Source organism: Kitasatospora sp. SUK 42 (assembly GCF_015776785.2).
Classification (GTDB): Bacteria; Actinomycetota; Actinomycetes; order Streptomycetales; family Streptomycetaceae; genus Kitasatospora.
In genome coordinates this window covers 1679667-1699645 of record NZ_LFMD02000002.1, presented here as the reverse complement: position 1 = coordinate 1699645, position 19979 = coordinate 1679667, and the positions used below count along the sequence as shown (strand labels likewise).

The window sequence follows — 19979 nt, the reverse complement described above, 5'->3', positions numbered from 1 at the left end:
GGAAGTGGTACGGGGTGCGGGCGCGAACGGTTCGGGGGCGCGCCCTCCCGGGGCCGGTCGGCGCGTGCGACCATGCAGGACGTGACCGTCGTACGCACTTCCGTACAGCCGCCCTACGCCGCCCACCTGCGGGTCTACGAGCCGCTGGCCGCCTATCCGGAGCCCGAGCGGGCGTACTGGCAGGCCTACGCGGCGGAGCACGGGCCGGACGCGGAGGCGGCGGAGCAGCCGGTGGCCCCGGCGGTGCTGGAGGAGCAGCGGGAGGCGCTCGCGGAGCTGGCCGCCCGGACGCCCCGGCCGCTGCCGGAGCGGGAGAGCGGTCGGGCGTACCTGCGGGTGGTGGACGGCGTACTGTACGTCTGCCCGTGGGCCACCAGGCTGCGCAGCTGGCAGGCGCTGGAGGAGCTGCGGGAGGGGGCTCCGGTGGCGCTGCTGGACACCGCGGTGCCGCCGCTGGCCCGGGCGGCCGCCGAGGCGGACCGCGAGCGCTGGCGGGCGGAGCACCCGGACGCCCGGCCGTGGATCCTGACGAGCCGGTGGGAGGTTCCGGTGCGCTGGTTCCTGCCGTTCGGGGACGAGGACCGGTGCTTCGTGCCGGAGGGTGGGGTATCCAGGAGGACGGGGGAAGGAGGGGAGGGGGAGCGGGCGCGGCCGGCGGCGCTGTTCTACCTGGTGCCGATGGCGCAGGCGCGGCGGCGGGTGGCCCGGGCCTTCCGGGCGCTGCGCGAGGCGGCGCCGGACGGGGAGTTGGTGCAGGGGGCGGAGCAGGTCGGGCGGTGGCTGGAGGAGTTCCACCCGCGCTCGCTGGTGGAGTTGGACTACGGGGGGCTGGTGCATCTGCTGGGGCCGGAGCGGCTGTTGGCGGACCGTTCGGCGGGGGAGCTGGAGGAGGGGCTGCGCGCGCTGCGGGCGGGGGAGGCCGCCGAGGCGCTGCGCGCGTACGGGGAACTGACGGTGCGGTGGCGGCGGGTGCTGGCGCTGCGGAACGCGAACTGACGTCGGACCGCCCGTGTATGACTGTAAGAGTCCTTCGTCAGAACCTTCCATGACCAAGGTCCTGGTTCGGGTCAATACCTGCCGAACGTGACACTACTCACCGTTGACGCGAACTTACCCCTATGTGCAAAAATGGGACAACCAGCCCAACTTCACGTGAGCGTGCCCACTTTTGGGTGGTTCTGGAGTCGATGCGTGCTTTGCGGGGAAACGGAGGGTCTGGTCCGCCTGTAACCGGATGTCACTGTCGAGTGACTGTCCGCTATGGGATGGTCCATCGCCATCCGTCGGCCTTGAACCCGTGAGGGGTCAATTTTGGCGGTTTGGTCGAGAGGGCTGGACGGATGGTGTAGTTGTAGACACCAGGACAAGCCGTTCGTCCTATAACCGACTCGGCCCGTCTATGCCATTTCGGGCATCGCGGGCCAAGGTGCAGAATTTGAAGGATAGAACCGCCCTGGTTCGGTTCTCCCGAGGAGGCCGCTCATGACCGCTCGTACCCCTGATGCTGAGCCCCTGCTGACGCCGGCAGAGGTTGCCACCATGTTCCGCGTGGACCCGAAGACGGTCACCCGCTGGGCCAAGGCGGGCAAGCTGACGTCCATTCGCACGCTCGGCGGTCACCGCCGTTACCGTGAGGCGGAGGTGCGCGCACTGCTGGCGGGGATTCCCGCTCAGCGCACCGAGGCCTGATAGGTCAAAGGCTCTTTAAAGGGGCTGCCAACCGGACTCCGCCGGGTCCGGTTGGCAGTCCCTTTGTCGTGTTCGGTGCCGCGCGCCCGTCCCGGCCAACCTTTCGGAATGTTGAACTCCGGATAACGATTTGATGCGCATGGGGCGGGGGGGATTTACAGTGAATACCTGTGCAATTTTACATATTAAATTAGCGAGGCTCGGAAGGGGTCGTCCCGGGCCGGCTCTCCGGGGAGGGCGGGTGACGACTGTCACACGGTCTGTCACTTGTGGTCTAGACCTAGTTCGGGGTAGAGGCCGAACGGTCAAAAGCGAGAGGCCCGGAACCTGACGGTTCCGGGCCTCTCGCACTGCGGCGATCCCGACGGGACTTGAACCCGCGACCTCCACCTTGACAGGGTGGCGAGCTAACCAACTGCTCCACGGGACCAGATTTCTGATCTCGTTCACTCGCTTGCCGCGCTGCGAACAAGACAGATCGTAGCCCATGGTGGGCCCCCAGGTCGAACTGGCACCTGAAGGCCCACCCGCAGCTCACAGTGCTGCTCCGGCTCAGAGCGCCGCCCGGGCCGCCTCCATCGCCTTCATGATCCGCTTCTCCGAGACCGGGCTCGGCGTGCCCAGCCCCTGGGCGAAGAAACTGACCCGCAGCTCCTCGATCATCCAGCGGATCGCCCGCACCTCCTCGGAGGGCTGCCGTCCGGCCGGCACCGCCGCCAGCAGCTCCCCGTACGCCTGCTGCACCTGCTGCACCTTCAGCAGCTGCTGGGCGTCCCGCTGGGGGTGGTTGGGCAGCGCCTCCAGCCGGCGGTCCACCGCCAGCAGGTAGCGCTTGAGATCGGGCAGCCGCTGCCAGCCGGAGGCCGTCACGAAGCCCGGGTGCACCAGCGAGGCCAGGTGCAACCGGACGTCGTTCACCGCGTTCAGCAGCACCGGGCTGCTCACCGTCTTCAACCGGGTCGAGGCCTTGTGGAAGGCGATCAGCGCGGTGGCCGTCTTCAACGTGGTGTCCGCGGACAGGTCGTACAGGTCCGCGCGCACCTTGTCGTGCAGCTTGCCGAAGGCCGTCTCGTCCCAGGCCGGGCCGCCGGCCAGGGTCATCAGCCGGTCCGTCGCGGCGGACACGACGTCCTCGAACAGGGCGTTGATCGAGCCGTGCGGGCTGTGCGAGAGCGCCAGCTTCGCCTGGTTGCCCAGCCGGCCCTGGATCGACTTGGCCGGGGAGGTGGTGGTCAGCATCAGCAGCCGCCTCGTCCCCTCCCACATCGCCTGCGCCTGCGCCTGCGGGGTGTCGAACAGCTTGACGCCGACCGCCTGGCCCTCGTCCACCAACGCCGGGTAGGCGCGCAGCGAGTGGCCGCGCGAGCGCTGCTCGAAGGTCCGCTGGAGCACCGGCAGCGAACCCGGCCAGGCGGTCAGCCCGCTCTGCTCGATGCCCTGGCCGGAGGCGGCCGAGGAGAGCGTCTCCTTCAGCTTCGGCTTGAGCTTCAGCCGCAGCTCCTCCAGGTCCTTGGACTCGGCGAGCCTGCTTCGCCCGTCCACGACCCGGAAGGTCACCTTGAGGTGCTCCGGCACCCGCTCGTCGTCCCAGGCCTCCGGCGGCACCGTGACGGCCGTCAGTCGCTTCAGGGCGCGCTCCAGGGACGGCAGCAGTGGCTCCTGGCGGTCCCTCACCTCGCGCAGCGCCGCCTTGGCGAAGTCCGGCGCCGGGACGAAGTTGCGCCGGATCGCCTTCGGCAGCGACTTGATGTACGCGGTGACCAGCTCCTCCCGCAGACCGGGGATCTGCCAGTCGAAGCCCTCCGCGGTGACCTGGTTGAGCACCGGCAGCGGGATGTGGACCGTCACGCCGTCCGCGTCGCTGCCGGGCTCGAACTGGTAGGTCAGTTTGAAGCGCAGCTTGCCCTGCTGCCAGTGGTCCGGGTAGTCGGCCTCGGTGACGCCGCCCGCGGCGTCGTTGATCAGCATCGACTTCTCGAAGTTCAGCAGGTCCGGCTGCTCGTGCCGGGCCTTCTTCCACCAGGAGTCGAAGTGCCGGGTGGAGACGATCTCGTCGGGCAGCCGGGCGTCGTAGAAGTCGAACAGGGTCTGGTCGTCCACCAGGATGTCCCGGCGGCGGGCCCGGTTCTCCAGCTCCTCGACCTCGCCGAGCAGCTTGCGGTTCTCGGCGAAGAACCGGTGGTGGGTCTCCCAGTCGCCCTCGACCAGCGCGTTGCGGATGAACAGCTCGCGGCAGAGCTCCTGGTCGATCTTCCCGAAGTTGACCTTGCGCTGGGACACGATCGGCACCCCGTAGAGGGTCACCTTCTCGTACGCCAGCACCGCGCCGGCCTTCTTCTCCCAGTGCGGCTCGCTGTAGCTGCGCTTGAGCAGGTGGCCGGCCAGCGGCTCGACCCACTCGGGCTCGATCTTCGCGTTGATGCGCGCCCAGAGCCGGGAGGTCTCCACCAGCTCGGCCGACATCACCCAGCGCGGCGGCTTCTTGAACAGGCCGGAGCCCGGGAAGACCGCGAAGCGGGCGCCGCGGGCGCCGCCGTACTCGCGCTTCTCCACGTCGAACAGGCCGATGTGGGAGAGCAGCCCGGCCAGCAGCGACTGGTGGATCCGGTCGGCGTCCGGCTCGGCGTCGGGATGCGGCTCCTCGATCGTCACGCCCAACTGCTTGGCGACGGTGCGCAGCTGGACGTAGATGTCCTGCCACTCCCGTATCCGCAGGTAGTTGAGGAACTCGGCCTTGCACATCCGGCGGAAGGCCGAGGAGGAGAGCTCCTTCTGCTGCTCCCGGACGTAGCGCCACATCGCCAGGTAGGAGAGGAAGTCGGAGGTCTCCGAGTTGAAGCGGCGGTGCCGCTCGTCGGCGGCCTGGCGCTTCTCGGCGGGGCGCTCGCGCGGGTCCTGGATGGACAGCGCGGCGGCGATCACCATGACGTCGCGCACGCAGCCGTTCCGGTCCGCCTCCAGCACCATGCGGGCCATCCGGGGGTCCACCGGGAGCTGGGCGAGCTTGCGGCCGAGCTGGGTGAGGCGCTTGCGCGGGTCCTTCTCGTCCGGGTCGAGCGCGCCCAGCTCCTGCAGCAGGTGGACGCCGTCCTTGATGTTGCGCGAGTCCGGCGGGTCCAGGAACGGGAAGGCGGAGATGTCGCCGAGGCCGGCCGCGGTCATCTGCAGGATGACCGAGGCCAGGTTGGTGCGCAGGATCTCGGCGTCGGTGAACTCGGGGCGGGAGAGGAAGTCCTCCTCCGAGTACAGCCGGATGCAGATGCCGTCCGAGGTGCGGCCGCAGCGGCCCTTGCGCTGGTTGGCGCTGGCCTGACTGATCGCCTCGATCGGCAGCCGCTGGACCTTGGTGCGGTGGCTGTAGCGGGAGATCCGGGCGGTGCCCGGGTCGATCACGTACTTGATGCCGGGGACGGTGAGCGAGGTCTCGGCCACGTTGGTGGCCAGCACGATCCGGCGCAGGCTGGAGCGCTGGAACACCTTGTGCTGCTCGGCCGAGCTGAGCCGGGCGTACAGCGGCAGGACCTCGGTGTTGCGCAGCTTGAGCCTGGTGAGGGCGTCGGCGGTGTCGCGGATCTCGCGCTCGCCGGAGAGGAACACCAGGATGTCGCCCGGGCCCTCGGCCTGGAGCTCCTTCGCGGCGTCGCAGATCGCCTGGACCTGGTCCCGGTCGCGGTCGGCGGCGTCGTCCTCGTCCCCGTCGGCCGCGTCCTCGGCGATCGGCTGGTACCGGACCTCGACCGGGTAGGTGCGGCCGGAGACCTCCACGATCGGGGCGTCGCCGAAGTGGCGGGCGAAGCGCTCCGGGTCGATGGTCGCGGAGGTGATCACGACCTTGAGATCGGGGCGGCGGGGGAGCAGCTGCTTGAGGTAGCCGAGCAGGAAGTCGATGTTGAGGCTGCGCTCGTGCGCCTCGTCGATGATCAGGGTGTCGTACTGGTGCAGATCGCGGTCGGTCTGGATCTCCGCGAGCAGGATGCCGTCCGTCATCAGCTTGACCAGGGTGTCCCGGCCGACCTGGTCGGTGAACCGGACCTTCCAGCCGACCGCCTCGCCGAGCGGGCTGTTCATCTCCTCCGCGACGCGCTCGGCCACCGTACGGGCGGCGATCCGGCGCGGCTGGGTGTGGCCGACCAGGCCGCGCACGCCCCGGCCGAGCTCCAGACAGATCTTCGGGATCTGGGTGGTCTTGCCGGAGCCGGTCTCGCCCGCGACGATCACCACCTGGTGGTCCCGGATCGCCGCCAGGATCTCGTCCTTCTTCTGGCTGACCGGCAGCTCTTCGGGATAGCTGATCGTCGGGACGGCGCCGCGGCGCTGCTCGACCAGCAGCTCGGCGCGGTCGATCTCGGCGGCGATCTCGGTGGCGATCTTCTGCCGGGCCTCGGGTTTGCGGACCTTGCGGGCCCCCTCCAGCCGGCGCCCGATCCGCACCTGGTCGCGCAGGGTCAGCTCGGGCAGGCGGGCGGCCAGCTCACCGATTCCGGGGCCCTCGGCGGGCGCGGGGGCGGACTGGACTGCGGGAGAACTCACTGCGGGCATCCCTCTAGGTTCGCAAGGAGGTACGGCGGAGCGCACCTCGGTTTTCGAGCCCCTCCAGTGTCACAGCCGCCGACGCGGAATCGCGAACGACGGGCAACGGTCCGCGGGCGATCCGGACTCTGGGGGGTTGAGGAGGTGCTCATGGGAGCCCAGAAGACCGCACGGGACGAGGAGTTCCGGGCGTTCGCCGGCAGCGCGTGGTCGCGGTTGCTCAGGACGGCCTATCTGCTCGCGGGGGAGCGGTACGGCGCCGAGGACCTCGTCCAGCAGTCGCTGGAACGGGCCTACGTCGCCTGGGGCAGGGTGCGCGCGGCGGACGACCCGCACGCGTACGTCCGCCGGATCCTCATTAACGAGCACGCCCGGCGGTTCCGGCGCAGACTCACCGAGCACCTGGTCCACGACGTCCCCGACCGGCCCGCACCGGCCGGGGACGACCCGGACGACCGGGCCGTGCTGCTGACCGCGCTCGGCGCCCTGCCGCCGCGCCAGCGCCAGGCCGTCGTGCTGCGGTACTGGGAGGACCTCTCCGAGGCCCAGACCGCGGTGGCGATGGGCTGCTCGGTCGGGACGGTGAAGAGCCAGGCCGCCAAGGGACTGGCCAAGCTCCGCGCGGCCTCCTCACTCAACGGAATGACCAGCGCCGGAGGCGGAAGATGAGCAGGGACTTCGAGGGCGGGACGACCGGTGACGAGGCGGCGGCCGCGAGCGGGCTGAGCGACCTCGCCGGGAGCGTCGAGATCGGGGCGGTGCCGTACGACAGCCTGGTCGCCGGGGGGCGACGCAGACTGCGGCGCCGGAGGCTGCTGACCGCCGGGGCGGCGGTGGCGCTGGTCGCGGCGGTGGCCGGCGGGGGGACGGCGCTCGCCGGGTACGGGCGGGACGGCGGCACCACCACGGTGGCCGCCGCCTCCGCGGGGACGGCCGCGCCGAGCACCACGCCGACCGCCGGCCCGACACCCGTGGCGACCCCGACCGCGACGCCGACCCCGACCGCCCCCGTCCGGGACCCGTTCACCCCGATCCGGGTCAAGCTCGGCGAGGGCACCGCGAACGGTCACACCTGGCAGGCCTGGGCCGCCCTGTGGCCGGCCGCCCCCACCAAGGAGGACGCCCACCGGCAGGCGCAGCTGATGTGGGAGGACCGGCACGCCGCCATCCCGCAGCTGCCGAGGTCGACCGACGCCGAGGTCGACCGCGGCTGGCGGCCGGACAAGGACGAGGTGAACCTCTACCTCACCCTGGACGGCAAGCGGCAGGTCGACGACAGCACGCACCAGACCGACGTCCCGGGGACGCCGGGCGACGAGGACGCCCCCGGCGCCGTCACGTCCGTCGCCGGAACGATGCTCGGCCTCAAGGGCGCGGAGATGGGCGACTCGCCGGTGGTGATCCAGGGCGTCACGCCCAAGGTCGCCAAGGTCGTGGTCACCTGGAGGAGCGGCGGCACCACCGAGGCGGTGCCGGCCACGGTGGGGGGCTCCCGCACCCGCTGGGTCGCCATCGCCAAGAAGCCGGGCTCCGAGGCCAAGTCCTTCGTCTACTACGGCGCGGACGGCGAGGTCCTCGGCACCGACTCCGGCTGGTTCCGCTCCTCCTGACCCCCGGAGCGCACCCCCGAAGCCCTGAACCCCCGAGCGGCGGCGGCCCCGTCGGCTGCCGGTCGGGGGAGGGGGAACGGCGAAGCCCCCGTAGCGAATCCGCTACGGGGGCTTCCCCTATGGTGGCCAGGGCCGGGGTCGAACCGGCGACCTTCCGCTTTTCAGGCGGACGCTCGTACCAACTGAGCTACCTGGCCGTACTGCACCGTCTCTTACGAGACGAGCGATCCCGACGGGACTTGAACCCGCGACCTCCACCTTGACAGGGTGGCGAGCTAACCAACTGCTCCACGGGACCTAGTAGTGGCGAACCACTCAGGTCTTGCGGCACTGCACAAACTTTACAACGGTACTGCGTGCCCCCAACGGGATTCGAACCCGTGCTACCGCCTTGAAAGGGCGGCGTCCTGGGCCACTAGACGATGAGGGCTTGTGGCCTCCCGTTGCTGTTTCCAGCGCTTGGGGACGACGAGAAGCATATGGGATGAGGGGCGGATCGCCAAAACGGGTTCCGGCCGGGTGGGGGTACGGGCCCGCGGGGAGGGGTCAGGACCAGCCCAGTTCGTCGAGCTCGTGGTCGTCGAAGCCGAAGTGGTGGGCGACCTCGTGGATGACGGTGGTGCGGACCTCCTCGACCACCTGCTCGCGGGTCTCGCAGTGGCGCAGGGTGGGGCCGAGGTAGATCAGGATGCGGTCGGGCAGGACGCCCGCGTACCACTCGCCGCGTTCGGTGAGCGGGGTGCCCTCGTAGAGGCCGAGGAGCTCCGGGTCGCCGGGGTCCGGTTCGTCCTCGACGAAGATCGCGACGTTGTCCATCATGGCCGCGAGCTGCGGGGGAATCAGGTCCAGGGCATCACTGACCAGCGTTTCGAACTCTTCCCGGGTCATCTCCACCGGATCATTGTCGGCTCTGGGGTGACGGCGTGCCAGGCAGCGGGCGGCGGTGTTCGCGGCGGTGTTTGATGGGGCTATGGCGACCTCGGAGGACGCGCGGGCGGCTCGGGCGACGGCGCCCGGCCGGCCGCCGGTGCTGCGCGGGCAGGGGCCGGTCGTCGCGGTGGTCGCGGTGGGCGGTGCGGTCGGGGCGGTGGCGCGGTACGCGGCCGGGCTGGTCCAGCCGACCGGGGCGACGGCCTTCCCGTGGACGACGCTGCTGGTCAACGTGGTCGGCTGCGCGGTGATCGGGGTGTTCCTGGTGGCGATCACCGAGGGGCGTCCGGCGCATCCGCTGCTGCGGCCCTTCTTCGGTACCGGGGTGCTGGGCGGGTTCACCACCTTCTCCACGTACGCGGTGGACATCCGGCGGCTGCTGGTGGCGGACCGGCTCGGGCCCGGGCTGGCGTACCTGGGGCTGACCCCGCTGGGCGCGCTCGGTGCGGTCTGGGTGGCGGCGGTGCTGACCCGGCGGGTGGTCGGCCGGGCCGGTCGCGGCCGCGGGGGCGGTGCCCGGTGAGCCGGCTGAGCGGGCCGGCGCTGCGGCTGACCGTCCTGGTGGGCGAGAGCGACACCTGGCACCACCGGCCGCTGTACAGCGAGATCGTGCACCGGGCGCGGGCCGCCGGGTTGGCCGGGGCGAGCGTGTTCCGGGGGATCGAGGGGTTCGGCGCCTCGTCGCTGGTGCACACGGCGCGGCTGCTGTCGCTCAGCGAGGACCTGCCGGTGGCGGTGGTGGTCGTGGACGAGGAGGAGCGGGTGCGGGCCTTCCTGCCGCAGCTGGAGGAGCTGGTGGCGGAGGGGCTGGTGCTGCTGGACCGGTGCGAGGTCGTCCGGTACGCGGGCCGGGCGGCCGGCGGGGGAGCGGGCGGGGCGTGAACTGGCTGCTGGTGGTGGCGGGCGCGGTGGTCGGGGCGCCGCTGCGGTACCTGACCGACCGGGCGGTGCAGTCCCGGCACGACTCGGTGTTCCCGTGGGGCACCTTCACGGTGAACGTGTCCGGCTCCCTGGTGCTCGGCCTGGTGACCGGGGCGGTGGCGGCCGGGGCCGCCACCTCGCAGGTCCAACTGCTGCTCGGGACGGGCTTCTGCGGGGCGCTGACCACCTACTCGACCTTCTCGTACGAGACGCTGCGGCTGGCCGCGTCCGGCGCCGGGCGGTACGCGCTGGCGAACGTGCTCGGCAGCGTGGCGGCCGGGCTGGTCGCGGCGTACGCGGGGGCGGGGCTGGCCTCGGCGCTCTGGGGCTGAGGGGGGCCGCCCGGGCCGTCGGTGCGGCGGCGTTCCGGTGCGAACTGTCCTGCCGCCCGTGTCCCGCCGGGGCGCCCGCGCGTTGGGCACCGAAAGCGGCCGCGCGTCAGTGGGCGGCCCGGGTGGGGCGGTAGAGAGGGAGCTCGGTGGCTTCGGTACGGGCGGTGCGTTCGGCGCGGGCGGTACGGGCAACGGCGGTGCTGGCGGTGGCCGGGCTGGGGCTGACCGGGTGCATGTCGGTCGGGCCGGCGGCGGAGGAGAAGCACGGCGGGGCGGTGCCGGTCGGCCAGGCCGGTCCGGTGGGCAGGCCCGGCCCGACGGGCGGCCCCTCGGCCACACCGGGCACCGGGCACCCGGGGGGCGCGTCGGGGCGCCCGGAGCGGCCGGGGGGCCTCCAGGCGGAGAACGCGCCGACCGGGGTCACGGCCACGACGACGGGCGAGGTCTCGACCGGCGCGCCGACGGGCGTGGTCGCGGTGCCGGCCGGGGGCGTCCCCGAGAGCGCGACGGGCGGCAGCGGCGCGACGGGCGGCGGGAACGCCAGCCCCGCGCCCCACCCGGGAGGTGGTGCGGCCGGCGGTGGCGCGACGGCGGGCTCCGGCGGCACCAGCGGCACCGGTGAGGGCCGTTCCGGCGGCGCGGTCGGGAGCCCGTCGGCCACCCCGAGCGGCCGCCCGTCCACCAGCCCGGAGCCCGAGCACAGCCCGCCCGCCACGACCGTCCCACCGGCCCCGGAGCCCTCCTCCGGTAGCTCCGGTTCCTCGGCCCCGAGCCCGCGCGCGGGCGGACATTAGGGGGTTGGCCTGGGCGTTTGCCTCCGATCCCGAGGCTCGTCTATGGTGGTAGATCGTTCGTTTGATTCATTTGACTGGCGCCCTATTCCCATCTGGCGCCCTTGGCGCGTTCCGGCGATCCGTGGCTGACCGCATAGAGGCGGTTGTGAAACAGAACCCCGGACTTTGGCGCGTGCCACTTCCGGAAGGTTTTGCATGTCTCTCGTTGACGACGCCCGCTTCGCCATGCCCGCGAACGAGGCCGCCGCCGATGTCACCGATTCCACCGACACCACCGAACTGACCGCCGAGGTCGAGGAGATGGCCGAGCAGAGCGCCGTCGAGACCGTCGAGGAGACGGTCGAGGACGCCGAGCCCACCATCACCTTCGGCGACCTGGGCCTGCACGACGACGTCGTGCGCGCCCTCGCCAAGCGCGGCGTCACCACCCCGTTCCCGATCCAGGCCGCGACCATCCCGGACGCCCTGGCCGGCAAGGACGTGCTCGGCCGCGGCCGTACCGGCTCCGGCAAGACCCTCAGCTTCGGCCTGCCGCTGCTGACCCGCCTGGCCGACGGTGAGCGCACCAAGCCCAAGCACCCGCGCGGCCTGATCCTGGTCCCGACCCGTGAGCTGGCCATGCAGGTCGCCGACGCCCTGGAGCCCTTCGGCTCGGTGCTCGGCCTCAAGCTCAAGGTCGTCTGCGGCGGCACCTCGATGTCGAACCAGATCTACGCGCTGGAGCGCGGCGTCGACATCCTGGTCGCCACCCCCGGCCGTCTGCGGGACCTGCTGAACCGCGGCTCGGCCAAGCTGGCCGACGTCCGGACCGTCGTCCTCGACGAGGCCGACCAGATGGCCGACATGGGCTTCCTGCCCGAGGTCACCGAGATCCTCGACCAGGTGCCGGCCGGAGGCCAGCGCCTGCTGTTCTCCGCCACCCTGGAGAACGAGATCGACACCCTGGTCAAGCGCTACCTGAAGAGCCCGGTCACCCACGAGGTCGACCCGTCGGCCGGCGCGGTCACCACCATGACCCACCACATCCTCGTGGTGAAGCCCAAGGACAAGGCGCCGATCACCAACGCGATCGCCGCCCGCAAGGGCCGCACGATCATCTTCGTCCGCACCCAGATGGGCGCCGACCGCGTTGCCGAGCAGCTCATCGAGGCCGGCGTGAAGGCCGACGCGCTGCACGGCGGCATGACCCAGGGCGCCCGTACCCGCGTCCTCGGCGACTTCAAGGACGGCTACGTCAACGTCGTCGTCGCCACCGACGTCGCCGCCCGCGGCATCCACGTCGACGGCATCGACCTGGTCCTCAACGTGGACCCGGCCGGCGACCACAAGGACTACCTGCACCGCTCCGGCCGCACCGCGCGGGCCGGCCGCTCCGGCGCCGTCGTCACCCTGGTGCTGCCGCACCAGCGCCGCGGCGTCTTCCGCCTGATGGAGGACGCGGGCGTCGACGCCAGCCGCCACATCCTGGACCACGCCTTCGACGCGGAGGTCGCCCGGATCACCGGCGCCCGCTCGCTCACCGAGGTGCAGGCGGAGAGCGCCGCCAACATCGCCGGTGCCGCCGAGCGCGAGCTCGCCGACATGACCCGCCAGCTGGAGCGCGCGCAGCGCCGCGCCACCGAGCTGCGCGAGGAGGCGGACCGCCTGGGTGCCCGTGCGGCGCGCGAGCGGGCCGAGCTGGGCATCGAGGACGAGGCCCCGGCCGCCGAGGAGGCCGCCGAGGGCGCCGCCGCCGAGGCTCCGGCCGTCGTCGAGGCCGCTGCCGCCGCGCCGCAGTCCGAGGAGCGCGCTCCGTCGTACCGCGAGGCCCGTAGCGAGCGTCCGGCCTTCAGCCGGGACCGTGACCGCGACGACCGCCGCTCCGGTGGCTTCAACCGCGACCGCGGTGACCGTGGCGACCGCGGCGGCTTCGGCGGCCGCGACCGTGACGACCGTCGCTCGGGCGGTTTCGACCGTGACGACCGTCGCTCCGGTGGCTTCAACCGTGACCGTGACGACCGCCGTTCCGGTGGCTTCGGCGGCCGTGACCGTGACGACCGCCGTTCCGGTGGTTTCGAGCGTGACGACCGTCGCTCCGGTGGCTTCAACCGTGACCGTGACGACCGCCGTTCCGGTGGCTTCGGCGGCCGTGACCGTGACGACCGCCGCTCGGGCGGTTTCGAGCGTGACGACCGTCGCTCCGGTGGCTTCAACCGTGACCGTGACGACCGCGGCGGCCGCTCCTTCGGTGACCGTCCGGCCCGCTCCTTCGGCGACCGCCCGTCCTTCGGCCGGGACCGCGACGAGCGCGGCGGCGGCAGCAGCAGCCGTCCGTTCTCGCGCCGCGACGACCACCGCTCCGGCGGCCGTCCGCAGTCCGACCGCGGTGGCTTCAACCGTGACCGCGGTGGCTTCGACCGCGACCGTGGCGGCTTCAACCGCGACGACCGCAAGCCGCGCTGGAAGAACTGACCCGGTACGACCGGTGATCGACCGCCGGTCGCGCTGAGAAGGTCGCACTGAAAGAACGCCGAAGGGCCCGCTCCGTCACCCGGAGCGGGCCCTTCGCGTTCCCCCGGCACCTCCCGGGCCTCGTTGTTCTGGGGGTGAGAATAACCTGTGGCGCGCGAGGGCGGAGCTCCCGTAGCGTCGCGGACATGAGCAGCAGACTGCACGACGTGGCACGAGTGAACGAGGAGATCGCCGCGCGGGGGAGCTACCGGACGGCCGGGGGCGAACTCGTCCAGGTGGGGGAGCAGTTGACGGCGGCGAAGGCCGGCACGGTGTCGTACGCGCCGGAGGCGCTGGACGCGCTGCTGGCCGAGGACGGACGGGGCCCGGGGCCGCTGGCCGGGCCGGCGGAGGTGACGGCCGAGGGGAGCGTCGAGGCCGCCCGGCGGCTGGTCGGGGCCGGGGCCGGGCCGGTCGGGGTGCTGAACTTCGCCTCCGCGCGCAACCCCGGCGGCGGCTACCTGCGCGGCGCCCGCGCCCAGGAGGAGGACCTGTGCCGCAGTGCGCTGCTGTACGACTGCCTGCTGGAGGCACCCGACTACTACGAGGCGCACCGGGCCTCGACCGACCTGCGGTACAGCCACCGGGTGATCGTCTCGCCGGCCGTCCCGGTGATCCGCGGCGGGCGGGGCGACCTGCTGGCCCGGCCGTACCCGGTCACCTTCCTGACCTCGCCCGCCCCCAACGCCGGTCAGCTGGAACGGCGTTCGCCCGGTACGGACGTCCGGGGCGTGCTCGCCGAGCGGGCCCTGCGGGTGCTCGCGGCGGCGGCCCGGCACGAGGTCCGGGCGCTGGTGCTCGGCGCCTGGGGCTGCGGGGTGTTCCGCAACGACCCGGCGGAGGTCGCCGAGGCCTTCGAGGGCGCGCTGGCCCGGTACGGGGCCGCGTTCGACCGGGTGGTGTTCGCGGTCTGGGACCGCTCGCCGGTCTCGGCGAACCGGGCCGCCTTCGAGGCGCGGTTCGGTACGGCGGCCCGGTGAGCACCGGGCCCCGGGCCGAGGGCTGAGCCGAGCGCCGAGCCGGTCAGCGCTTGCAGGCCTTGCAGGCGGACAGCGCCGTCGCGGCCGTCGAGGCCGCCGCGACCACACCGGTGACGGCGAACACGGACGGCCAGGCGCCGATCCGCTTCGCCAGCGGGTGCGAGCCGCCGAAGGCCGCCACGTACAGGCCGGTCAGCGCCGCCGCCGCGGCCGTGCCCGAGCTGCGGCGCCACTGCGCGGCCGCCCCGGCACCGGCCACCGCCAGCACCGCGCCGCCCAGTTCGCGTCGGCCGGTCCAGCGGGCCACACCGTAACCGCCGACCAGACCGCTCGCCGCGGTCAGCGCGGCGGGCGCGGCGGCCGAGAGCACGTTCGGGACCTTCGCCATCGTCGACTCCACTCGTTGGTCGTAGGGCTGCGTCGGCTTCCGACCATAACCCGGCGAACGGGCCGCCCGGCCGGGCCCCCTGGTACGGGGCCACCGGGCGGTCCGCAGTGGGAGGATTCGAACATGACTGACAGCGTTACTGAGAGCGGGATCGAGAGCGTGACCGACCGCGCGGCCGACGCCGCGGTCACCGACGGCCGCTACCGGATCCGCAACGTCGGCAGCGGCCTGCTGCTGGAGGTGGCCGACGGCTCCCGGCGCAGCGGCGCCCGCGTCCGGCTGGGCGCGGAGGACGGCTCCGAGGCCCAGCTCTGGCAGCTCGCGCCCGTGCACCCGGGCGGGGCGCTCTTCCACATCGAGAACGCCGCCAGCGGCAAGCGCCTCGACGTCACCGGCGCCTCCCCGGAGGACGGCGTCCCGATCCAGCAGTGGTCCGCCAACGCCTTCGGCGCGCAGGAGTGGCTGCTGGAGGCCCACGTCGACGCACCGGGCACGTACACCGTCACCAGCTTCATCAGCGGCAAGCCCCTCACCGCCGCGGACACCCCCGGCGCCCCCGTCCACCAGTGGGAGGACGTCGACGCCCCCACCCAGTGGTGGCGCTTCGAACGCCAGGGGTAGCGGTCGGGGCGAACTCCCGCCTGCGGGGCGACGCCGGGTCAGACCGAGAGGTTGGCGTGGAGGGCGGCGAGTTCGGCCTCGGTGACGCCGTGGGAGCGGAGGTAGTCGGGGACGGTGCCGTGGTGGGTGCGGATCCAGCCGAGGGAGGAGGCGATGAGTTCGGCGCTGACCGGGCGGGAGACCCGCTCGGTGCCGGTCTCGTCGATGTACGGGGCGGGGCCCTTGTCCAGGCCGAGGCCGACGTTGGAGAGCAGGTAGTCGGCGGTGATGTCGGCGTCGGAGGCGCCCAGCAGGGACTGCAGGACGGCGATGGTGAGGCCGGTGCGGTCCTTGCCGACGGCGCAGTGGACGACCACCGGCAGCGCCTGAGGGGTGGCCAGATGGCGGACCACCGCGGCGAGCGAGCGGCCGGCCGTCTCGGGCATGAAGAGGTAGAGGTCGGCCTGGTCCTCGGGCCAGGGGAGGTCGACGTCCTCGCGGTTGGCGGGCAGGGTCGGCACGCTGAGGGTCTCGTGGTCGAGGCCGTGCCGCTGGTCCGGCCAGATCTCCTGCTCGAACGGGCTGCGCAGGTCGACCACCGTCCGCAGGCCGAGGGCCTTGAGCTTCCGGGCGCCCTCCTCGGTGAGCGTGTGGAGGGATCCGGAGCGGTACAGCACGCCCCGGCGGAGGGAGCCGATCCCGCCCGCGTCACGGAAGTTGCGCACACCGGGGATGTCGATGAAGGCGTCGGTCATGGCCTCCACCGTACGGGCGCGGGCGGATCGGCGGAAGGAAACCGGAGGGGGCTGTTCGCTGAAGGGCACGCCCCGGCAGGCGCCGTCACCGCCCGCCGGAGACCTCCAGGAACGCACCGGTGGTGTACGAGGCGGCCGGGGAGAGCAGGAACAGGATCGCCTCGGCGACCTCCTCCGGCCGCCCTCCGCGCCGCATCGGCAGGTTGGGGGCGACCCGGTCGACCCGCCCGGGCTCGCCGCCGAGCGCGTGGATGTCGGTGTGGATGAGGCCCGGGCGCACGGTGTTGACCCGGATGCCCTCGGCCGCGACCTCCAGGGCCAGTCCGCGGGTCATCGAGTCCACCGCGCCCTTGGCGGCCGCGTAGTCGACGTACTCGTTGGGCGAGCCGATCCGGGAGGCGGCCGAGCCGACGTTGACGATCGCGCCGCCGCGCCCGCCGTACCGGGTGGACATCCGGCGCACGGCCTGGGCCGCGCACAGGAACGGGCCGGTGATGTTGGCGGCCCAGATCCGGTTCAGCCGGTCCTCGTCGATGTCCTCCAGCCGGCACTGCCTCTCCAGCGTGCCCGCGTTGTTCACCAGCCCGGTGAGCGCCCCGAGTTCGGTGTCCACCGTGGCGAACAGCCGCTCCACCTCGGCGGTGCGGCTGACGTCGGCGCGGACGGCGAGGGCGGTGCCGCCCTCGGCCCGGATGGCGTCCACGACGGAGGCGGCGGAGGCCTCGTCCGTACGGTAGTTGACGCAGACCCGGTAGCCGCGGCGGCCGGCCAGCAGGGCGGTGGCGGCGCCGATGCCGCGGCCGGCGCCGGTGACGATCAGGACCTCTTCGGGGGTGGTGGTCGACATGTTCCGCACGTTACACGGGGGTTCCGCCGGCCTGGGCGGCCGCCGCGGCCCGTAGCGCCGCGATCTTCGGGGCGCGGCTCTTCGGGGAGTCGAGGCTGAAGCCGCGGGCGTCGCCGAGCTCGTCCCGGACGAACGCCTCGGTGCGGGCCACCGCCTCGCGCAGCGCGTCGTCGAGCGGGACGAAGGACAGGTGGACGATCTCGGCCCGCTCGGGGTCGTACTCCCAGAGGCCCACGATCCGGCCGCGGTCGAGCACGAGGTGGGTCTGCGGGTCGGTCTCGGAGCCGAAGGCGCGCCCGGCCCGGCCGGCGGGCAGCGGGCGGGCGGCGTCGGCGGGGTCGAGCAGCCGGGGCAGGTCGCGGTGCAGCAGGTGGATGCCGTCGATGCCGGCCAGCAGGGTGTAGTGCGGCTCGGCGGGAACCACGAACCCGGCGAACTCCTCGGCGAGTTCGGGCGGCAGCAGGAGCTCCGACCCGGGGGCGACCGGGACCGGCCCGGCCTCGGCGACGGCCTGCCGGGCGGTGGCGGCGCTGAAGCCGGAGAACCAGCGGAAGTGCTTGAGGGTGGCCGGGCCGGCCCAGGAGAAGTAGCGGCGGGCGAGGTCGACGGCGTCCCCGAGGACCGGCTGGTCCCAGCCGACGTAGCCGTAACGCTGCTGGTCCAGGCGGCCGTTGACCGGCACCCGGCGGATCCGGCCGCGCGACTGCATCAGCCCGAGGGCGAGCGGCAGGGTCGTCGCCAGGCCGCGCTTGCGGCCCGCCTCGCCGAGCGGCCGGACGGCGTCGCCGACCGCCTCGCGGATCGTGGTCGGGTCCAGCGGCCCGCCGCCGGCCAGGGCCCGTTCGACGGCCAGGCACAGCTGTTCCACCTCGTCCCGGCCGACCCCCAGGTGCTTCTGCGCCGCGGCCAGTTCGCCCGTCGGGGCGGCCGCGCCGACCGCCAGCCCGAGCGCGAAGTCGTCGGCGGGCAGCACGTAGGTGCAGCCGCGCGCGGACGGCAGCTCGTGCACCCGCAGGGCGGCCAGCTCGGCGTCCACCTCCGCCCGCCCCAGCCCGGCCCGGGCGAACAGACCCAGGTACGGCGCCGCGCCGCCCACCGAGCGGGCCCAGCCGGTGGCGGCCAGCACCTCGGCGGCGGAGGCCCCGGTGTGCGGGCGGTCCAGCCACTGCCGGTGCGACCACCAGGCCCGCAAGGTGCCGGCGCCGACGGCTTCCAGGTGGGGATCGTGCTCCATGGGGCCAGTATCGGCGGCCGGGCCGGTCCGGACCGGAATTCGCTGGCCCGGCGCGGCCCGTTCCGGAGAGGATGCGGTACCCGGCCGTCCGTTCGAGAGGAGCCCGCCCTGCCCGCCACCCCCGGCACCGTCCTGCTGTCCGGCATCGTCGGCTCCACCGCGTACGGCTTCGCCCACGCGGGCTCGGACGTCGACCGGCTCGGGCTGTTCGCCGTCCCCACCGAGGAGTTGCACGGCCTGGACCGCCCGGCCGAGTCGCACGTCACCACCGCGCCGGACGTCACCCTGCACGAGGCCGCCAAGTGGTGCCGCCTGGCGCTGTCCTGCAATCCGACCGCCTCCGAACTCGTCTGGCTGCCGGAGGACCTGTACGAGAGCGTCACCCCGCTCGGGCGCGAGCTGATCGGGATCCGCTCGACCTTCCTCAGCGGGCCGGCCGTCCGCAAGGCCTATCTGGGCTACGCGGAGCAGCAGTTCCGCAAGCTGCTGGCCCGCGACACCACCGATCCCGCCACCCGCCGCCGGGCCGCCAAACACGCCCGGCACCTGGTCCGGCTGGTCGAACAGGCCGTCCGGCTGCACGAGACGGGCCAGAACGTGATCCGGCTTCCCGATCCGGAGCACATCCGTGACCTGGGCGAACGCATCGCGGACCACCCGGCCACCGCCGAATCGCTGCTGGCCGGCGCCGCCGAGCGCCTCGCCCGCCCCGGCGTCCTGCCCGCCGCCCCCGACCGGCGCCCGGCCGAGGACTGGCTCCGCCGGGTCCGCGCCGCCCACTACGGCCCGCTCCGGGAACGGCCCCCCGCCACCGGCGCGCCCGGTGAATCCACTGGCGGAGCCCTGGCCCCCACCGGGTAGGATCGCCGTGGCCCTCCCCAACCGGGACCATCGGGATCGAGTGGGGACCAAGGGCCGCGGGCCGCTAGCTCAATTGGCAGAGCTGCGGACTTTTAATCCGTAGGTTCAGGGTTCGAGCCCCTGGCGGCCCACCGCCGAGGCCCGGGTCGGATGGTTCCGATCCGGGCCTCGTGGACGTCTCAAGCCACGTGAAGTCCTCCGTGCCCCGGCCTCCGACTGGGAACCACCGTCGCTTCGTTCCCAAATCGGTCCCATCGCTGGCACTTTGACGGCGAACCGTTTCGGCTTGATCGGTTCGTGTGTTTCGCTGGCCGCTACAGACCTGTCGAACGCGGGCCGAACGGTCCGGGACCCGGGGGACGCACCATGGCCGAGCGCACCGAGCAGCCGGAGGGCACCGAGCCGTCGGAGAGCACCGAGCCGTCGCAGGGCACCGGGCGGCAGCCCGGCGGCCGGGCCGCCGCCCGCAAGGCCGCGAGCGGTGGCGGACCCTCCCCGGTGCTGATCGCGGGCCGGGTGGTGGCCTGCACGGTGGGCTTCGCGGTGTTCGCCGCGAGCGGGGTGGTCTGGTACGAGTACAAGGCGCTCACCGACGGGATGACCACGTCCAGCGTCATCGCGGAGACCAGGAAGGACGCCCCCAAGCACCTGGACAACTCGGTCAACCTGTTGCTGATCGGCCTGGACAGCCGCAAGAACATGGACGGTTCGGACATCGATCCGCAGTTCATCCAGGACGAGCTGCACGCCGGCTACAGCTCGGAGATCGGCGGCTACAACACCAACTCGCTGATCCTGCTGCACATACCCGCGAACGGCGGCAAGGTGCAGTCGGTCTCCATCCCCCGCGACGACTACGTGATGATGTACAACGGCGACGGCTCCCAGCAGGGCATGGGCAAGATCAAGGAGGCCTACGGCAACGCCAAGGACAAGGCCGAGCCGGCTTTGCGGGCCAAGGGCCTCAAGGGCGCCGACCTGGAGAAGGCCGGCCGCGACGCGGGCCGGGCCGCCACCA

General features: G+C 72.9%; 18 protein-coding genes, 5 tRNA genes and 1 pseudogene. 13 read left to right on the top strand and 11 right to left on the bottom strand.

Annotated elements, in window-relative coordinates; all coding sequences use genetic code 11:
• Positions 1-72: 72 nt before the first annotated feature.
• On the top strand, positions 73-996 hold the full coding sequence (locus tag RZ50_RS07330; RefSeq protein WP_196947861.1) for a hypothetical protein: 924 nt from the start codon (positions 73-75) through the stop codon (positions 994-996).
• 486 nt (positions 997-1482) lie between these two features.
• A complete protein-coding gene (bldC, locus tag RZ50_RS07325; RefSeq protein WP_014137253.1) occupies positions 1483-1689 on the top strand; it encodes a developmental transcriptional regulator BldC in 207 nt (68 codons plus the stop codon).
• A 356-nt stretch (positions 1690-2045) separates the two neighbouring features.
• Here the strand turns inward: bldC and RZ50_RS07320 are convergent.
• Positions 2046-2119: transfer RNA gene (locus tag RZ50_RS07320), tRNA-Asp, on the bottom strand.
• A gap of 122 nt (positions 2120-2241) precedes the next feature.
• Complete coding sequence (gene hrpA, locus RZ50_RS07315; protein ID WP_196947860.1) at positions 2242-6228, bottom strand: ATP-dependent RNA helicase HrpA; 3987 nt, start codon at positions 6226-6228, stop codon at positions 2242-2244.
• 141 nt (positions 6229-6369) lie between these two features.
• Between hrpA and RZ50_RS07310 the strand changes: the two genes are divergently transcribed.
• Together RZ50_RS07310 and RZ50_RS07305 are read left to right on the top strand one after the other, a co-directional pair.
• A complete protein-coding gene (locus tag RZ50_RS07310) occupies positions 6370-6888 on the top strand; it encodes a SigE family RNA polymerase sigma factor (protein ID WP_196947859.1) in 519 nt (172 codons plus the stop codon).
• Positions 6885-7829 carry a hypothetical protein gene (locus RZ50_RS07305; protein WP_196947858.1) on the top strand — a complete coding sequence of 315 codons (945 nt, stop codon included), beginning with the start codon at positions 6885-6887 and terminating at the stop codon, positions 7827-7829. Before RZ50_RS07310 ends, RZ50_RS07305 begins: the two co-directional genes overlap by 4 nt.
• A 120-nt stretch (positions 7830-7949) precedes the next feature.
• Here the strand turns inward: RZ50_RS07305 and RZ50_RS07300 are convergent.
• From RZ50_RS07300 to RZ50_RS07285, 4 genes are all read right to left on the bottom strand, one after another.
• Positions 7950-8026, bottom strand: a tRNA-Phe gene (locus tag RZ50_RS07300).
• A gap of 27 nt (positions 8027-8053) precedes the next feature.
• Positions 8054-8127 (bottom strand) — tRNA-Asp (locus RZ50_RS07295).
• Between the two features lie 59 nt (positions 8128-8186).
• Positions 8187-8259 (bottom strand) — tRNA-Glu (locus RZ50_RS07290).
• Positions 8260-8375: 116 nt separating this feature from the next.
• Complete coding sequence (locus RZ50_RS07285; protein ID WP_196947857.1) at positions 8376-8717, bottom strand: metallopeptidase family protein; 342 nt, start codon at positions 8715-8717, stop codon at positions 8376-8378.
• A gap of 82 nt (positions 8718-8799) precedes the next feature.
• Here RZ50_RS07285 and crcB (RZ50_RS07280) point away from each other — a divergent pair, with 82 nt between their 5' ends.
• From crcB (RZ50_RS07280) to crcB (RZ50_RS07270), 3 genes are read left to right on the top strand one after another with little or no spacing between them, the layout of a single operon-like run.
• On the top strand, positions 8800-9282 hold the full coding sequence (gene crcB / locus RZ50_RS07280; RefSeq protein WP_196947856.1) for a fluoride efflux transporter CrcB: 483 nt from the start codon (positions 8800-8802) through the stop codon (positions 9280-9282).
• Positions 9279-9641, top strand: a complete 363-nt coding sequence (locus RZ50_RS07275; protein WP_196947855.1) for a DUF190 domain-containing protein — start codon at positions 9279-9281, stop codon at positions 9639-9641. The genes crcB (RZ50_RS07280) and RZ50_RS07275 overlap by 4 nt, the downstream gene beginning before the upstream one ends.
• On the top strand, positions 9638-10012 hold the full coding sequence (gene crcB, locus RZ50_RS07270; protein ID WP_196947854.1) for a fluoride efflux transporter CrcB: 375 nt from the start codon (positions 9638-9640) through the stop codon (positions 10010-10012). The genes RZ50_RS07275 and crcB (RZ50_RS07270) overlap by 4 nt, the downstream gene beginning before the upstream one ends.
• A gap of 106 nt (positions 10013-10118) precedes the next feature.
• Here crcB (RZ50_RS07270) and RZ50_RS07265 read toward each other — a convergent pair whose 3' ends face one another.
• A complete protein-coding gene (locus RZ50_RS07265; protein WP_217680297.1) occupies positions 10119-10727 on the bottom strand; it encodes a hypothetical protein in 609 nt (202 codons plus the stop codon).
• Positions 10728-11001: 274 nt separating this feature from the next.
• On the opposite strand from RZ50_RS07265, the gene RZ50_RS07260 reads away from it, so the two are divergent.
• Positions 11002-13257: a DEAD/DEAH box helicase gene (locus RZ50_RS07260; protein WP_217680296.1), complete on the top strand. Its 2256-nt coding sequence runs from the start codon at positions 11002-11004 to the stop codon at positions 13255-13257.
• A gap of 185 nt (positions 13258-13442) precedes the next feature.
• Complete coding sequence (locus tag RZ50_RS07255) at positions 13443-14276, top strand: TIGR02452 family protein (protein WP_196949177.1); 834 nt, start codon at positions 13443-13445, stop codon at positions 14274-14276.
• Between the two features lie 43 nt (positions 14277-14319).
• On the opposite strand, the gene RZ50_RS07250 is transcribed toward RZ50_RS07255, so the two are convergent.
• Positions 14320-14664 (bottom strand): hypothetical protein, encoded by a 345-nt coding sequence (locus tag RZ50_RS07250; RefSeq protein ID WP_196949178.1) that lies wholly within the window; start codon positions 14662-14664, stop codon positions 14320-14322.
• Between the two features lie 123 nt (positions 14665-14787).
• Here RZ50_RS07250 and RZ50_RS07245 point away from each other — a divergent pair, with 123 nt between their 5' ends.
• The gene (locus RZ50_RS07245; RefSeq protein ID WP_196949179.1) at positions 14788-15285 is read left to right on the top strand and encodes an RICIN domain-containing protein; all 498 of its coding nucleotides are present in this window, start codon (positions 14788-14790) and stop codon (positions 15283-15285) included.
• 38 nt (positions 15286-15323) lie between these two features.
• Here RZ50_RS07245 and RZ50_RS07240 read toward each other — a convergent pair whose 3' ends face one another.
• From RZ50_RS07240 to RZ50_RS07230, 3 genes are all read right to left on the bottom strand, one after another.
• Entirely contained in the window at positions 15324-16019 is a 696-nt protein-coding gene (locus tag RZ50_RS07240) for a tyrosine-protein phosphatase (protein WP_196949180.1), read from the bottom strand.
• 85 nt (positions 16020-16104) lie between these two features.
• Positions 16105-16866, bottom strand: a complete 762-nt coding sequence (locus tag RZ50_RS07235) for an SDR family oxidoreductase (RefSeq protein ID WP_196949181.1) — start codon at positions 16864-16866, stop codon at positions 16105-16107.
• Positions 16867-16876: 10 nt separating this feature from the next.
• Positions 16877-18100, bottom strand: a complete 1224-nt coding sequence (locus RZ50_RS07230; RefSeq protein ID WP_196949182.1) for a DNA glycosylase AlkZ-like family protein — start codon at positions 18098-18100, stop codon at positions 16877-16879.
• A 108-nt stretch (positions 18101-18208) separates the two neighbouring features.
• Between RZ50_RS07230 and RZ50_RS07225 the strand changes: the two genes are divergently transcribed.
• The 3 genes and pseudogenes from RZ50_RS07225 to RZ50_RS07215 all read left to right on the top strand — a co-directional run.
• Positions 18209-18961 carry a DNA polymerase beta superfamily protein gene (locus RZ50_RS07225; protein WP_196949184.1) on the top strand — a complete coding sequence of 251 codons (753 nt, stop codon included), beginning with the start codon at positions 18209-18211 and terminating at the stop codon, positions 18959-18961.
• A 58-nt stretch (positions 18962-19019) separates the two neighbouring features.
• Positions 19020-19092, top strand: a tRNA-Lys gene (locus tag RZ50_RS07220).
• A 235-nt stretch (positions 19093-19327) separates the two neighbouring features.
• Positions 19328-19979: pseudogene (locus tag RZ50_RS07215) on the top strand (LCP family protein); the annotation flags it as partial.